The organism is uncultured Photobacterium sp., from assembly GCF_947039875.1.
GTDB lineage: Bacteria > Pseudomonadota > Gammaproteobacteria > Enterobacterales > Vibrionaceae > Photobacterium.
The window spans coordinates 1-15,784 of record NZ_CAMRAN010000031.1 but is presented as its reverse complement, the minus strand read 5'-3'; the positions used below and the strand labels follow the sequence as shown (position 1 = coordinate 15,784).

General features: G+C 41.9%; 13 protein-coding genes and 2 tRNA genes. 2 read left to right on the top strand and 13 right to left on the bottom strand.

Annotated features, from left to right (window positions below):
* Positions 1 to 71 precede the first annotated feature (71 nt).
* Positions 72 to 1,274, top strand: coding sequence for an NO-inducible flavohemoprotein (gene hmpA, locus Q0V26_RS11795; RefSeq protein ID WP_297481856.1), 1,203 nt, complete (start codon positions 72 to 74; stop codon positions 1,272 to 1,274).
* Positions 1,275 to 1,364: 90 nt separating this feature from the next.
* Here hmpA and Q0V26_RS11790 read toward each other — a convergent pair whose 3' ends face one another.
* The 11 genes from Q0V26_RS11790 to tsaE form a co-directional block, all read right to left on the bottom strand.
* Positions 1,365 to 1,994 (bottom strand): flagellar protein MotX, encoded by a 630-nt coding sequence (locus Q0V26_RS11790; RefSeq protein WP_297481855.1) that lies wholly within the window; start codon positions 1,992 to 1,994, stop codon positions 1,365 to 1,367.
* Between the two features lie 137 nt (positions 1,995 to 2,131).
* Positions 2,132 to 3,448 (bottom strand): adenylosuccinate synthase, encoded by a 1,317-nt coding sequence (locus Q0V26_RS11785; RefSeq protein WP_080158663.1) that lies wholly within the window; start codon positions 3,446 to 3,448, stop codon positions 2,132 to 2,134.
* A 120-nt stretch (positions 3,449 to 3,568) separates the two neighbouring features.
* On the bottom strand, positions 3,569 to 3,763 hold the full coding sequence (locus Q0V26_RS11780; protein ID WP_297481854.1) for a DUF2065 domain-containing protein: 195 nt from the start codon (positions 3,761 to 3,763) through the stop codon (positions 3,569 to 3,571).
* A gap of 76 nt (positions 3,764 to 3,839) precedes the next feature.
* Entirely contained in the window at positions 3,840 to 4,841 is a 1,002-nt protein-coding gene (gene hflC / locus Q0V26_RS11775; RefSeq protein ID WP_297481853.1) for a protease modulator HflC, read from the bottom strand.
* 2 nt (positions 4,842 to 4,843) lie between these two features.
* Complete coding sequence (gene hflK / locus Q0V26_RS11770; protein WP_297481852.1) at positions 4,844 to 6,007, bottom strand: FtsH protease activity modulator HflK; 1,164 nt, start codon at positions 6,005 to 6,007, stop codon at positions 4,844 to 4,846.
* Between the two features lie 53 nt (positions 6,008 to 6,060).
* On the bottom strand, positions 6,061 to 7,350 hold the full coding sequence (hflX, locus tag Q0V26_RS11765) for a ribosome rescue GTPase HflX (RefSeq protein ID WP_297481851.1): 1,290 nt from the start codon (positions 7,348 to 7,350) through the stop codon (positions 6,061 to 6,063).
* Positions 7,351 to 7,378: 28 nt separating this feature from the next.
* Positions 7,379 to 7,627, bottom strand: a complete 249-nt coding sequence (gene hfq, locus Q0V26_RS11760; RefSeq protein WP_297481850.1) for an RNA chaperone Hfq — start codon at positions 7,625 to 7,627, stop codon at positions 7,379 to 7,381.
* Positions 7,628 to 7,714: 87 nt separating this feature from the next.
* On the bottom strand, positions 7,715 to 8,650 hold the full coding sequence (miaA, locus tag Q0V26_RS11755) for a tRNA (adenosine(37)-N6)-dimethylallyltransferase MiaA (protein WP_297481882.1): 936 nt from the start codon (positions 8,648 to 8,650) through the stop codon (positions 7,715 to 7,717).
* 21 nt (positions 8,651 to 8,671) lie between these two features.
* The gene (gene mutL / locus Q0V26_RS11750; RefSeq protein ID WP_297481849.1) at positions 8,672 to 10,804 is read right to left on the bottom strand and encodes a DNA mismatch repair endonuclease MutL; all 2,133 of its coding nucleotides are present in this window, start codon (positions 10,802 to 10,804) and stop codon (positions 8,672 to 8,674) included.
* A 2-nt stretch (positions 10,805 to 10,806) separates the two neighbouring features.
* Complete coding sequence (locus Q0V26_RS11745; protein ID WP_297481848.1) at positions 10,807 to 12,525, bottom strand: N-acetylmuramoyl-L-alanine amidase; 1,719 nt, start codon at positions 12,523 to 12,525, stop codon at positions 10,807 to 10,809.
* A gap of 5 nt (positions 12,526 to 12,530) precedes the next feature.
* Positions 12,531 to 12,995 (bottom strand): tRNA (adenosine(37)-N6)-threonylcarbamoyltransferase complex ATPase subunit type 1 TsaE, encoded by a 465-nt coding sequence (gene tsaE / locus Q0V26_RS11740; RefSeq protein WP_297481847.1) that lies wholly within the window; start codon positions 12,993 to 12,995, stop codon positions 12,531 to 12,533.
* Between the two features lie 425 nt (positions 12,996 to 13,420).
* On the opposite strand from tsaE, the gene queG reads away from it, so the two are divergent.
* Positions 13,421 to 14,554: a tRNA epoxyqueuosine(34) reductase QueG gene (gene queG / locus Q0V26_RS11735; protein WP_297481846.1), complete on the top strand. Its 1,134-nt coding sequence runs from the start codon at positions 13,421 to 13,423 to the stop codon at positions 14,552 to 14,554.
* A gap of 826 nt (positions 14,555 to 15,380) precedes the next feature.
* Here queG and Q0V26_RS11730 read toward each other — a convergent pair.
* A tRNA-Gly gene (locus Q0V26_RS11730) sits at positions 15,381 to 15,456 on the bottom strand.
* Positions 15,457 to 15,480: 24 nt separating this feature from the next.
* A tRNA-Met gene (locus Q0V26_RS11725) sits at positions 15,481 to 15,557 on the bottom strand.
* Positions 15,558 to 15,784 lie beyond the last annotated feature (227 nt).

The following is a 15,784-nucleotide window of genomic DNA, read 5'->3' as shown; positions in this document are numbered from 1 at the left end:
TTGACTAAAAGATACAGATCAGATACAACTTATAACATATATTATAAATACAACTTACAAAAGAGAAAGTCATGCTCACTCAAAAAACCATTGATATCGTAAAATCGACCGCACCTGTGATTGCCGCTGCAGGTCCTGTTGTCACCCAACATTTTTATCAGCGTATGTTTCAACATAACCCTGAACTTAAAGATGTTTTTAATATGAGCCATCAACAAGGTCCAGATAAAAACACTCCATCAAGCCAACAGCAAGCATTATTTAACGCTATCTGTGCTTATGCTAATAATATTGATAACTTAGCAGTACTCTTACCTGCCGTCGAAAAAATCGCTCAAAAACATACCAGTTTTTTAATTACCGCCGATCAATATCAGATTGTAGGTCATCATCTATTAGCCACTATTGATGAATTATTAGCCCCCGGCCAAGAAGTATTAGACGCATGGGGAGAGGCTTACGGTGTATTAGCTAATGTATTTATTAACCGTGAACAAGAAATCTATCAAGAAAGCGATGATAAAGTTGGTGGCTGGCGTGGCACGCGTGAATTTGTAGTAACAAGTAAGCAACCTAACAGTAAGTTGATCACCAGCTTTACTTTTGCGCCCACAGATGGCGGTCAAGTCGCGACTTACAAGCCAGGACAATATCTTGGCATTTATATCAATGCACAAGAATTAGCAAACCAAGAAATTCGTCAATACAGCTTATCGTCAGCACCTAATAGCAATCATTACCGTATTTCAGTAAAACGCGAAGCACAAGGAACGGTTTCTAACTACCTTCACGATAAAATTAATGTTGGTGACAAAATTAACCTCGTGGCTCCCGCTGGTGATTTTTTCTTAAATGTTAATCCACAAACTCCCGTTAGTTTAATTTCTGCGGGTGTGGGCTTAACGCCAATGCTAGCCATGCTTGAAACACTGACCCAGCATCAAGCGGCGGTGAATTGGTTACATGCAACCGAAAATGGTCAACAACATGCTTATAAAGATCATGTAAAAGCGCTGGCTAATCAACATTCTCACATCGCGGCATTAACATGGTACAACGCGCCAACGAGTGACGATCGTCAAGCAGATGATTATGATTACCAAGGCTTGATCGAGCTTGATAAAATTGCTACTCAAATTTCAGATCCTGAAATGCATTTTTATTGCTGTGGCCCAGTTGGCTTTATGCAATTTATCGCTAAACAGTTAATTGAACTAGGTGTAACTAGCGATCGCATTCACTATGAATGTTTTGGGCCGCATAAAGTACTGTAATATTTTCAATTACCGTCCGCATAATTACAGCGCCTTAATTAAAAACAGCACCTAATAAGGTGCTGTTTTTATTGAAATCTATCCCCATGACTACCAGAAAGATGAACGTCGTTTAGCGCGCGCAATAATATTAGCGGGCATCTTTTGTTCTAGTTGGTGCCGTAATCGGCGTAATTGTTGATACTGGTATTTATCGGTGGTCACAGTTTGATATAACCATCGGTACGCATCTTCAAAATCTAACGGGCTGCCATTATCAGCAATCAATAATTGGGCTAATTGAATGCGGGCACGAATATTCCCAAGCGCAGCAGCTTCACGTAAATAAGGAATAGCGCGCTGTTTATCTTGTTGCAAAATAACACCTTGAGCGTAATAACGCCCTAATTGTTCTAACGCAACAGGCACGCCTTGTTGAGCAGCAGCACGCATATAATACACACCTTGTTCAACATCTTTTGGCACACACACGCCCCACGCTAACATATCGCCATAAAGAAATTGATAGGTCGGTGATTCCGTTTTTTCCGCACGGGCTTGAATGTCTTGCACTAACTGACAATCATCAGCCTTTACTTGGCGCAAATGCTGGTTGGTTGTAAACCATACGCTAAGTTGATCTTCAGTGTAAATCGGCACCGCATCACCCACGACAGCAAGGGCATAAGCCGGAGTTGCTAACCCAAGAGCAACCATCATCAGTAAGTGTTTCATTTCCATTCCTCACACGTCGAATAGTTCTCTATCGGCAAGGTAAAACGAAACTTTAATCATGACAGATAGCCACAGCCTCAGATTTTAGCGATAAAAAAACCAGCTCGAAGGCTGGTTTTTTTGCTTAAAGTCATCGCCAGTGATTATTCACCGTATGGATGTACTTTAACGATCGTTTCGTTACGATCAGGGCCAGTTGAAATAATATCAATTGGCACACCTGTTAGCTCTTCAATACGTGCGATGTAATCAAGTGCAGCTTGTGGAAGCGCATCCAGAGTCTTAGCACCAAATGTTGTTTCGCTCCAGCCAGGCATTGTTTCGTAGATTAGCTCTAGATCTTCGTACGCATCAGCCGCCATTGGAGAAACTTCTAGAAGTTCGCCAGACTTAGTTTTGTAACCAGTACAGATTTTCAGTTCTTCTAGACCATCTAGTACGTCTAATTTAGTTAGACAGAAACCAGAGATAGAGTTGATTTGTACCGCACGACGCATAGCGACAGCATCGAACCAACCAGTACGACGTAGGCGACCTGTTGTTGCACCAAACTCATGGCCAACAGTACCTAGGTGTTTACCGATAGGATCTTGCTTTTCTAGACCATCATATAGTTCAGTCGGGAAAGGACCTGCACCAACACGTGTACAGTATGCTTTCGCGATACCTAGGATGTAACCTAAGTGACGAGGACCAAAACCAGAACCTGCAGCAACACCACCAGCCGTTGTGTTAGAAGACGTTACGTATGGGTAAGTACCGTGATCGATATCAAGCAATGTACCTTGCGCACCTTCAAACATGATCTTGTCGCCACGTAGGCGCGCATCATCAAGTTCTTTAGTTACGTCGATAACCATTGATGTTAATAGATCAGCTTGAGAAAGTACTTTTTCTAAAACTTCTTCGTAACTTACAGGTTCAGCATGGTAGTAGTTCTCAAGCTGGAAGTTATGGTATGCCATTACTTCTTTTAGCTTTTCAGCAAAAGCCGCTTTATCGAATAAATCACCAACGCGAAGACCGCGACGAGCAACTTTATCTTCATAAGCAGGACCGATACCACGACCTGTTGTACCAATTGCTTTTTTTCCACGAGCCGCTTCGCGAGCTTGGTCAAGAGCAATATGATAAGGAAGAATTAGTGGACAAGCTTCTGACAGAAACAGACGCTCACGCACAGGAATACCACGTGCTTCTAGTGGGCCCATCTCATTCATTAGTGCATCAGGAGAAAGTACAACACCATTACCGATGATGCATTTAACATTGTCACGTAGGATACCTGATGGGATCAGGTGAAGAACAGTTTTCTCACCGTCAATAACTAGGGTGTGACCGGCATTATGTCCGCCTTGGTAGCGAACTACATATTTTGCATCTTCGGTCAGCAGGTCAACAATCTTACCTTTACCTTCGTCACCCCATTGGGTGCCAAGAACGACTACATTATTTGCCATCTTTCTTCATCTATCGTAGTTAAAAAAGGATTCTAGCACCTTAACCGCCCGCTTGCAGTCATTTTTGGCTTAATACATTTCATCTATGACGAGTTTTATCTCTTATTCATGGCTGTTTATCTACATTTTCAAATACATCATATAGGCAATAACACTACCAGCCACCACCAAACATCCACCTATGCGACGCAATGTATTATCGTCTTGTTGGCTTAATTGACTAACCATATTACGCCATCCTTGAGGAGCGAGTAATGGTCCTAACCCTTCAACAACTAACACTAAACCAATAGCTAACAGAACGGTATTCATCATATATTTCATCCAAAAAAAAAGACAAGGCGAAGGCCTTGTCTTTTATTATAACGATTGCGCTGTTATGAAAGCGAGCTTACTTTGCTGATAGCTCTGAATGGTTCATGTATTTAAAGAACTCATTATTCGGATCAACAACAAGAATGTCATTTTTCGAACTAAAGCTATTTTCATACGCCTTCAAAGAACGCCAGAAGCTGTAGAACTCAGGATCTTGATTATACGCTTTCGCATAAATCTCAGCTGCTTTTGCATCTGCGTCACCGCGTACAACTTGTGCTTTACGCTTTGCATCAGCCAAAACTGTTGCCACTTCAAGTTCTGAACGAGCACGAAGCTCTTCAGCACGTTGACGGCCTTGAGAACGGTAGCTACGTGCCACTGACTCACGCTCAGCACGCATACGGCGGTAGATAGACTCACTGATTTCATCAGGTAAGTTGATTTTCTTAATACGGAAATCAACTACTTCAATACCTAAGTCTTTCGCACTTTCACGCGTTTCTTCAAGTACATCAGCCATGATTTGATCACGTTGGCCTTCAACTTTCTTCACCGGAACCACACCTTCAATTACCGCTAGAGCAGCTTTCGCCGCTTTAGTTTGTGCAATATCAGACGGTATCGATGGTGTTGAAATGCTGTCTTCTCCAGACACGATTTGTTTGATCTCTTTCGCACCAATTTCGGCACGTAAGCTATCAACAACTTTACGCTTTAACAATGATTCCGCTGTTGATGTGTTACCACCGCCAGTTGCTAAGTAATATTTACCGTAATCTTTAATACGCCACTTTACGTAAGTATCAATGATAACGTCTTTTTTCTCAGCGGTTAGGAAACGATCGGCTTGGTCGTCCATGGTTTGAATACGTGCATCAAGATCATGCACACGGTCAAACACGGGTACTTTAAAGTGTAAACCTGGCTCGTAAATACGTGCAATTTCGGTATTGTTATCTTTTAGAATACGACCAAAACGCACCACGATACCACGCTCGCCCTCTTTCACAACAAACATAGACATCAATAATAGTGCAATAAAAATTACAACTACTGGGATGATTAACTTACGCATAATTAATATCTCCCTTGACGGCCAGTGTCAGCACGTGGTGCTGGGGCAACGGGCGTTGGTGTTTCCACTTTTTCCAATTCAATACCACTTAATCGGCCAGAATCTACTGGCTTTTTCGCTTGGTTACTTGATTGATCCATTAATTTCTCTAGCGGTAAATACATCACGTTATTACCACCAGACTTAGTATCAATTAACACCTTGCTGGTATTGCTGTATACACGTTCCATCGTATCAAGATACAAACGGTCACGGGTTACTTTCTTCGCCGCTTCATATTCTGGCAACAGCTTATCAAACTGTGCAACATCACCTAACGCACCATTAATAACACGTTCAGAGTAACCTTCAGCTTCATTCTTCAGACGCTCAGCTCGACCGGTTGCTTTTGGCAAAATGTCATTACTGTAAGCTTCTGCTTCACGAACATAACGTTCTTCATCTTCACGTGCCGCAATAGCATCATCAAAAGCATCTTTTACTGCTTCAGGTGGACGCGCACTTTGGAAGTTAACGTCCACAACACGGATACCCATGTCATATTTTGTAATAATTTTATCGATTGCTGTTTGAGTGTTCGCACGAATAGTCTGACGGCCTGTTGTTAACGCTTGATCCATGGTTGAATCACCGATAACCGCACGCAGTGCAGAATCTGTTGCTTGACGCAAACTATCATCAGCATTGGTAACACTAAATAAATATTTCTCAGCGTTATCAACACGGTATTGAACATCCATCTCAACTTTCAGTACATTTTCGTCTTTGGTTAGCATTAAGCCAGAAGCTCGTAGCGAACGAATTGCTTGTACATTAACTGGGATGACTTCATCAATAAAAGTCGGCTTCCAGTTCAAACCCGGCTTGACGATTTGATCAAACTTACCAAAGCGCAGCACAACACCTTGTTCTGCTTCACTTATAGTATAAAAGCCCGAAAATCCCCATACAGCCACAGCTAAAACTGCAACAGCACCCAAACCCACAGCGCTACCGCTGCCTGTTGGTCCTTTTTTACTACCAAACACACCACCAACCTTACGACTCAGTTTTGAGAAAACTTCATCCAGATCCGGTGGTCCTTGTTCACGTCCACCATGATTCTTATTACCCCAAGGGTCTTTATCATCACGGCCGCCGTTGTTACCAGGCTCATTCCACGCCATTATAGAACTCCATCAATGTGATATGACGACAGTTTTTATTACTCAGCAATCCATTAAGCAACGATGTAGTCATCTAACGAAGTACTTTCTCTTTTTTGTAACCGCGACCATTCTGCCATCGGTAAGCGAATATCAATCATTAAACAGCCATCTGATTCATACTCTTCTTGTACAATACATCCCATCTGATAAAACTTACTGCGTAATCGTCCAATCATCTCAGGCGGTAAACGCAAGCTGTGTTTTATCATCGTTCCTGCAAGGCGTTCTGTTAAGGCTTGGAATAACAAGTCAATGCCTTGCCCTTCCATGGCTGATACCCAAACTCGTCGAGGTAACCCCTCTTCGTCACGCTCAATTCGTGGCTGTGCATTATCCAAGTTATCAATTTTATTCATAACCAGTAAAACAGGAACGTCGCCGGCATCGATTTCATCAAGAACGGTATCTACCGCCTCAATGTTTTCACGAAAGCGATCATCACTGGCATCAACCACATGAAGCAATAAATCTGCTTCTTGCGTTTCTTTTAATGTTGCTTTAAACGCAGCCACTAAATCGTGGGGTAAATGTCGAATAAAACCAACAGTATCTGCAAGTATCGCTATACCGACATCTGCAACTTCAATCTTACGTAATGTTGGATCCAAGGTAGCAAACAGCTGATCGGCCGCATATACCCCAGCATCAGTAATACGATTGAATAATGTTGATTTACCCGCATTGGTATACCCAACTAATGACACCGTTGGGATTTCTGCTCGGTTTCTCGCTCGACGTCCCTGATCACGCTGTTTAGCGACTTTATCTAAACGACGCAAAATAGTTTTAATACGTTCACGTAATAAACGTCGATCGGTTTCTAACTGAGTTTCACCTGGCCCGCGAAGGCCAATACCACCTTTTTGTCGCTCAAGGTGAGTCCAACCACGAATTAATCGGGTTGATATATGACGTAATTGTGCCAATTCAACTTGCAACTTACCCTCATGGGTACGTGCTCGTTGAGCGAAGATATCGAGAATTAACCCGGTACGATCAATCACGCGACATTGACAAAGCAGCTCTAAGTTTCGTTCTTGTGCAGGTGACAATGCATGATTGAAAATAATAATATCTGCATCAACAGCACTTACGGCATCAGCTATTTCTTGTGCTTTACCTTCACCAACATAATATTTAGGAAGCGGCGTTTTACGACTGCCCGTAACCACGTGCAGTGCATTAACCCCGGCGGAAGACACTAGCATTTCAAATTCGCTAAGATCTTCCCATTCCTCATCTTGGGTGAAATTAATATGAACAAGAATAGCTTGTTCACCAGCTTCATAACGGTCAAACAAGTAATCAGCTCCTTATTTGAAAATAACTTTACTCTTCTGTTTTTTCTGGACGATCACCCGTGTGGTGATGATTCACCGGACGGGCAGGTACTACAGTAGAAATAGCATGCTTATAAACCATCTGGTTTACGGTGTTTTTAAGTAGAATGACAAATTGATCAAACGATTCGATTTGGCCTTGTAGTTTGATACCGTTTACCAGGTAAATAGAGACCGGAATTCTTTCACGACGCAGCGCATTCAAAAACGGGTCTTGCAGAGATTGCCCCTTAGCCATTATTTCTTTTCCTTATTTGTTTGTAGTTGTATTTAGCAACGAACAAAAACTAAAAATACGCAAAGCAGTTCAGAGTATACACGTTAATTAAACATCACATCTAACTGAGTTTGTGACGGTTTGTAACGCGCTATCAACATCACTACTATCCAACCAAGTCAAATCTTTCCAGCCACGAAGCCAAGTGATTTGACGCTTTGCCAATTGACGAGTAGCACAGATACCACGGAAAACCGCTTCATCTATGTCATGTTTCCCGTCCAAATATTCCCACATCTGTCGATAACCAACGCAGCGTATAGAAGGAAGTTCAAGGTGAAGATCACCACGGTCATATAATGCTCGTACTTCTTGCTCAAACCCTGCTTCGATCATTTTTTTGAACCGAAGCTCAATTCGATGATGCAGTACAGCCCTATCCGTGGGCGTAATTGCAAATTGGTGAACCTTATAAGGTAACGATTCACCTTGAGTTTTAGTTAACTCGGTAAGTGTCTTACCTGAGATTCGAAAAACTTCCAATGCACGAGATAATCGCTGCGGATCATTAGGATGGATCCGAGCACCGGCAACAGGATCAATTTGCACTAATTCATCATGCAGTGCTTGCCAACCTCGAGCTTCAGCATCTTGTTCTATACCAGCGCGAACAGCATTATCTGCCGCAGGTAATGGTGACAAACCTTCTAATAATGCCTTGTAGTACAACATAGTACCACCGACTAACAAAGGAATCCGCCCCGCAGACACTATATCAGCCATTTCTTTTAGTGCATCCGAACGAAAGTCTGCAGCGGAATAACTTTGCGCTGGATCACGAATATCTATTAAACGATGCGGTGCTAGAGCCAATTCATGCGCATCTGGTTTCGCAGTGCCAATATCCATTCCCTTATAAATAAGGGCAGAGTCGACACTTATCAACTCAACAGGGAGCTGTTCTCGTAACCGAATCGCTAAATCTGTTTTGCCTGACGCTGTCGGGCCCATCAAAAAAATCGCTTGAGGTTGTGGCTTAGTCATAACTTGTAGCTTAGTCATAAATTACTTAAATGCTTCTATCGCTGCTTGCATATCAACAGGTCGAACAAGTTGTGCATTAAATGTCATTAATTGATCTCCCCATAGCTGCTCTAATTCTGTAATTAACTGAATCGCTTGTGCCAAAGTGTAGTTTGTTACTGCCATATAACATTGCTTAGCGAGCCAGAATAAAAGGTTATCCCATCCTTGAGCATCAGGATCATCACTCGCGGCATGAAGATAGGTTAACAAATTTGGGATTAACTGTTGTAAGTTTTGTTGCCTTAGAGGCATACAAACCGACAAAATAATGATGCTATCACGCCCTTTGGCCTTTAGTTGGATCCCTAATTGTTTAAGTAGTTGTCCATGTAGCTCTGCATACTGCATTAATTCAGGCTCGACAGGTACCGCTAATGGAATGAGTAATGGCTGGGGTTTTAAACCTTCCGTTTTTGCTAATTGCAACTGGCCAACATAACGCAAGTGCTCTGCAACCGGTAATTTTAATAACACTATCTGATGGTGCTGGCTTAACAATAGAAATTGCTCATCAACTACCGCTAATGCTTTTCCCAGTCCGGCCTCATTAGTATGAGAACGCTTACTTGGCTTTATTGCCATAGGTTGACTCGGTGTTATCCATTCACGTCGCGGTTCAGCTATTTGAGTCGATGCTTCACATTCTGCACCTCGCGTCGATATTAACGGCGTAGCATCTGAATTATCCGGTGTTATCAACCGTTGATAAGCGTTAACTTCTGCCGCCGTTGGCCCTGGCCCACCATAATGACGAGAAGGAGCATGATCAGACGTACCCTGTTGACGCTTAGCGGTGGTTGATGGTGGTGATAATGTTGAACTACTCTTTTGACTATAGCTTTGTTGAGTATCTTTACTAACTGAATTTTCTAATAAAGTTTTTTTAGGCGCAGAAATAGGCGCTACATTAGTATCAATATCGGACGTTGATAGCGATGCCGTAGTCGTTGAAGGTTGAGTCGTCAACCAACTGTCAGAGCCCGCTTTGTTGGGATAATCAGGCATTGCAGCAATGGTTTGAGAAACGCGATCAATCGGTATTGAGGTTACGTCAGGATGCGCATGCGCACTGGCTCTTACAGGAGCCTGATACTGATGAATATCATCAACATCTACGGCTTGCTGTAATGCACTTTGTAAGGTTTGATAAATAAAATCATGCACTAAGCGCGCTTGATGGAAACGTACTTCATGTTTAGCTGGATGAACATTAACATCAACTTGATGCGGATCAACTTCAATATACAACACATAAGCAGCATATTGCTCCGATCGTAAACTCGACTCATACGCTTGTCGAATTGCATGATTGATTAATTTATCTTTCATCATGCGACCATTAACGTAGCAATATTGAATATCATTTTGGCTGCGCGCGCCTTGCGGACTACAAACCCAACCTGATAGCTTCAAATCGCCATGTGCCAATTCAACCACTAATGCATGTTGTAAAAAAGCCGGTCCACAGGCAACAGCCAAGCGACGTTCTTGCTGTAATATATTATCAGCAATACGATATTGACGTACCAATTTACCGTTATGGCGCAATGTAATGGCGACATCAAAGCGGCTTAAAGCAATACGTTTAATCAGCTCATCAATATGAGTAAATTCTGTTTTTTCTGTCCGTAAAAACTTACGTCGCGCTGGCGTATTAAAAAATAGATCTAATACTTCCAATGTTGTACCAACGGGATGAGCCGCTGGTTTTAATTGAACCTCCATATCACGACCTTCAGCATAGGCTGACCATGCTTCAGTTTGATCTTCGGTACGGGAAGTTAAGGTTAAGCGTGATACTGAGCTGATACTGGCAAGTGCTTCACCACGAAAACCTAAACTTACAATGGCTTCAAGATCATCCAGTGAGGATATTTTTGAGGTGGCGTGACGGCTTAGAGCTAAGCCAAGTTCATCTTTAACAATGCCTTTGCCATTATCACGAATACGAATTAACCGGCTACCACCTTTTTCGATATCAATATCAATTCGAGTGGCGCCGGCATCTATACTATTTTCAACAAGCTCTTTGACTACAGATGCGGGGCGTTCAACAACTTCACCCGCAGCAATCTGGTTAGCCAGCCGAGCGGGTAAAATCTGAATCGGCATAATTAACTTCTTGGAATGATTAGTGTCTGTCCTACTGCTAGTTTATCAGAACGTAGCTTATTCGCATTACGAATAGTGCCAACTGATACCCCATATCTTTCTGCAATTTTACTTAAAAACTCACCACGAGCAACACGGTGACGAACTGTTTTAGTCGCTGGCACCGCTATCTTTAGTTTCTGGCCTCGCATCACATTGTCAGATTTTAAGTGATTAAGCTTACGAATACTGCCCATTGTCGTACCATAATGAGTAGCAATCTGACCTAAATATTCACCTCGATTTACCGTATGCCAGATCACCCGCGTTGATGATATATTTTTAACCGTATTTTTTTTTACAGTTGTCGCAGTCTTGATGCCACGTCCTGGAATGAGCAATATTTGACCGACATTAACAGAATTTGATTTCAGATGATTAGCTGATCTAATCGCTGCCATCGATGAACCATATTTAGTCGCAATACCACTCAATGTTTGCCCCGATGTCACTGTATGCTTCATGCCACCTGCATTTAAGCGCGAAGCAAATAAAGTACCTTCCGGTGGATGTGCAGTGAAGTATTGTAAAATACCTTTATAAACCGCAGTCGCCAGTTGATTTTGATGAGTATTAGACGTTAGTTGGCGTTCTTCAATTGGGTTAGTAATAAAACCAGTTTCAACCAATAATGATGGAATATCTGGTGATTTTAGTACTGCCAGACTTGCATATTGCGGTACTGTTTTATGTAAACGTGCAATATGACGTAAATTCGACAATACACGCTTAGCAACATCGTAGCCTTCTTTCTGCGAATAACTAAATTGCAGATCAAGCACCGCACGACCTAAATATTTATCTTTTGGGTTACTGGATAACACATCACCACCACCCAGTAGCTCTGATTGCTTCTCACTTTGCTCTAACCAGCGACCAATCTCAGTATTTGCACGACGGGTATTTAATACCCACACCGATGCACCACGAGGCTTAGGTGAACTAAAGCCATCTGCGTGGATAGAAACTAACAGTAACGCTTTATTTTTACGAGCTATCTCTGAACGTTTACCTAATCCAACATAATAATCACCACGACGGGTCATGACTGCGCGCATCCCCGTTGTCGCATTAATTTTTGCCGCTAATTTTTTCGCTACAGCTAAAGTAACATTTTTCTCATATTTATGCGTCGGACCAACAGAACCAGGGTCATCACCGCCATGACCAGCATCAACCGCTACCACAATATCAGCCGTACCTGATGGCAACTTAGCCAAGTTATTTTTTGTGGCCTTTTCTTCCGCTCGCTCTTCTTTATCTGCAGCACCTGCACCTGAACCATTCGGTAAATCCATCACTAATCGATAACCATAACTACCATCGGGCGTTGGTGAAAGTGAGAAAATTTTAGGTTTAGTGGTACGTTTAAGCTCAAACACTAATCGTGTAACGCCTTTTTCTGGCGCATTACTGCTGCGAACTGTCTTTAAAATTTCACTCTTAGCAACAGTTATAGGTAACTTTGTTTTCAGTGATGTCTTATTTAAATCAATCACTAATCGTGATGGGTTCGATAGCATAAACTGCGAATAATCCGCTTTGCTTTGCATATCTAATACCACACGTGTTTCATCCGGAGCAGGCCACACGCGTACTCCTTTTAGTTCATTTGCAAACGCGGTAGAACTAACTAATCCCACTCCCAAAATTAGAAGATTTGCATACGTCCGTAACGCCATTCTAATTAGCCTAATTTTAAGTGGTTGATTAACGTTGAACCATAATCCGTATTCGACGTCACTAATACTGTTCTTTGTTCGCCGTGATAGCGTAATTGTAACTCTAGGTCAGCATCTGGTAGCATTCCAACTCCTTTTTCTGGCCATTCCACTAAACAAATAGCATCTTTAGTAAAATAATCACGGATCCCCATAAATTCTAATTCTTCAGGATCAGCAAGACGATATAAGTCAAAATGATAAACCTGCCAAGGCGCAAGATCATATGGTTCAACCAATGTATAAGTCGGACTTTTCACATTACCATGATGGCCCAACGCACGAATAAAACCACGACTAAATGTCGTTTTACCTGCACCTAAATCACCATGAAGGTATATTGTTGTTTGTTGCGTGCAGGCTTTAGCCAATTTAAGGCCAAAATCTACCGTTGCCTGCTCATCAGCAAGAGAAGTTTCAAATGTTTGCATTATATTTTATCTTGGATTGACTAATTGACGAATAAACGGAAAAAGATCAGTAGCCAGCATACCACGCTCGCTGCTTTGCGCACATAAATCTGCTGCTTTACGATAAATCAAAACCTCGATATATCGAGAGATATAGTGCACGAGATTATGATCTGCCTCGAAAAATGACTATTTTAATTTTACCGCAATAAAGTAACAGCATTCAATTTGTGTCATCCACATATTCAGCAGTGGTGCAGCTTTATATTCTGTCATTATTATCTCAGCTATTATTCCAGCCATTGACAACAGCATGTCAGCTTGTGACTGAGCTAACCATAGCAACTACGGAGTTATCCCTATCATTATTGCTACTAATGGCTATTCTAAAATAATAATGTGCTAGAATCCGTTCCCTGATTTTTACTGGCTATAAGACTGACGCTATGAGTATCGATTATCAACAACTCGCACTGCAAATTAAAATTTGGGGGCAAGAACTTGGCTTTCAGGCAGTCGGGATCTGTGATATCGATTTAACACAGCACGAAGCACAGCTACAGCGATGGCTTGATGCTGGTTACCATGGTGATATGGATTGGATGGCGCGCCACGGAATGATGCGAGCTCGTCCTCAAGAATTACTTCCAGGAACGGTATGTGTCATCAGTGTTCGTATGAATTACTTACCACCACAAGCAGGGTTTGCTCAAACCTTAAAACAACCAACAAAAGCCTATATTAGTCGTTATTCGCTTGGGCGTGATTATCATAAATTAATTCGAAATCGCCTCAAACAATTAGGCCAACGTATTGAAAGTGTTGTGGGTGAATTTGGCTGTCGACCATTTGTTGATTCGGCTCCAGTATTGGAACGCCCACTTGCTGAAAAATCGGGATTAGGCTGGACGGGGAAACACTCACTCATTCTTAACGACCAATCAGGCTCATGGTTCTTTTTAGGAGAGCTGTTAATTGATCTCCCCTTACCCATAGATGAGCCAGTAAGCAATCAATGTGGTAAATGTGTGGCTTGTATGACTAGTTGCCCAACAGGTGCCATTATTGAGGCTGGCGTCGTTGATGCACGACGTTGTATTTCTTATCTCACAATTGAATTTGAAGGTATTATTCCAGAGCAATATCGAGCAGCAATGGGTAATAGAATTTATGGTTGTGATGACTGTCAATTAGTCTGCCCTTTTAGCCGTAACGGTGAAATAACAACAGAAACGGACTATCACTGCCGTGATGTATTATTTCAGCAAGATCTCGTCACACTCTATCAATGGAATGAAGCAACGTTCTTAAAAAATACAGAAGGCTCAGCCATTCGCCGTATTGGCCATACTCAGTGGTTACGAAATATTACCATTGCATTAGGTAACGCGCCGTATCAAGCCGAGATCATCGATGCATTAATCGCCCGTCAAGGAGAGCATCCACTGGTTGATGTTCATATTGGATGGGCTTTAGAACAGCAACAACAAAAACGTCAACAGAGGGTTATTGAGGTTCTACCTAATGCCACTAAGCGTTTAGTACGAATTATAGAAAAAGGCTTACCTCGAGACGCATAACACTCTAGGTACTCTGGGTATATGTGGAAAACTTTTTAAATGACGTCAAAATAGGTAGTAAAAAGAAAGATTAAACACAGGGAGTGGATAACATAATCAAGATGGTTATCCCGCCAAAGGAAGGATTAAATGAACTGTGTACAAATTGTATATAAATGAGAAATTAAAAATAAAAAACAAAGAGTTACCCTGTTAGTTATTCTTACTTAATAAAGCGTATAATTTCACGAAGATCACTCTTCCTAAAGTTATTCACACCTACCTATCACATCTAATCAACCAACTTACCCACAGATATTGTTATGTGGATAACTCTGTTAATTTAACTGTGATCTAACGGTGCAATAAATTTAAAAAACTTACTAAAATAATAACTTATCACATCTTCTGTTTCGGAAAAAACACAAAATAAACCATAATGTGTATGGCGGTAAGTACAATTTAATCAGTGCTAAGAAAAGAGCGTTTGTCATATATGACGATATTGATATTACAAACATCTTTGCAAATAGCTAAGATGAAAAAACAACCGTTAGGTTGCATGATCAATAACAGATGATGTAATCGAAGCTGATTGCCTCTAAGTGGGCTTCATAGCTAAACTAGAAACACTTGAAGCAGTACACTGATGATATCGGTAATCGAATACCTCAGGAATACCACATTAAGACTAATACTTCACAGTAGTAGTTCACCGATAAGTCCGATGATAACTAAATTGGAGCGACACACGAGGTTCCCGATCTTCAAGGAACTAGGCGTGACCTCAACCTTGGCAATATTGCGCACAACCAGCTGAACTAGTGTACATTGCGAAGATTTAAATTGGAGCGACACACGAGGTTCGAACTCGTGACCTCAACCTTGGCAAGGTTGCGCTCTACCAGCTGAGCTAGTGTCGCATCACATCTCTTTAAAAAGAGAATTGGTTGCGGGGGCCGGATTTGAACCAACGACCTTCGGGTTATGAGCCCGACGAGCTACCAAGCTGCTCCACCCCGCGTCCGATTTTTTCACCATTAAAGTTTGGTGACAACTATTTTTACTCACCGCCGTAGCCATGAATATCAATTTGGAGCGACACACGAGGTTCCCGATCTTCAAGGAACTAGGCGTGACCTCAACCTTGGCAATATTACGCATAACCAGCTGAACTAGTGTACATTGCACAGATTTAAATTGGAGCGACACACGAGGTTCCCGATCTTCAAGGAACTAGGCGTGACCTCA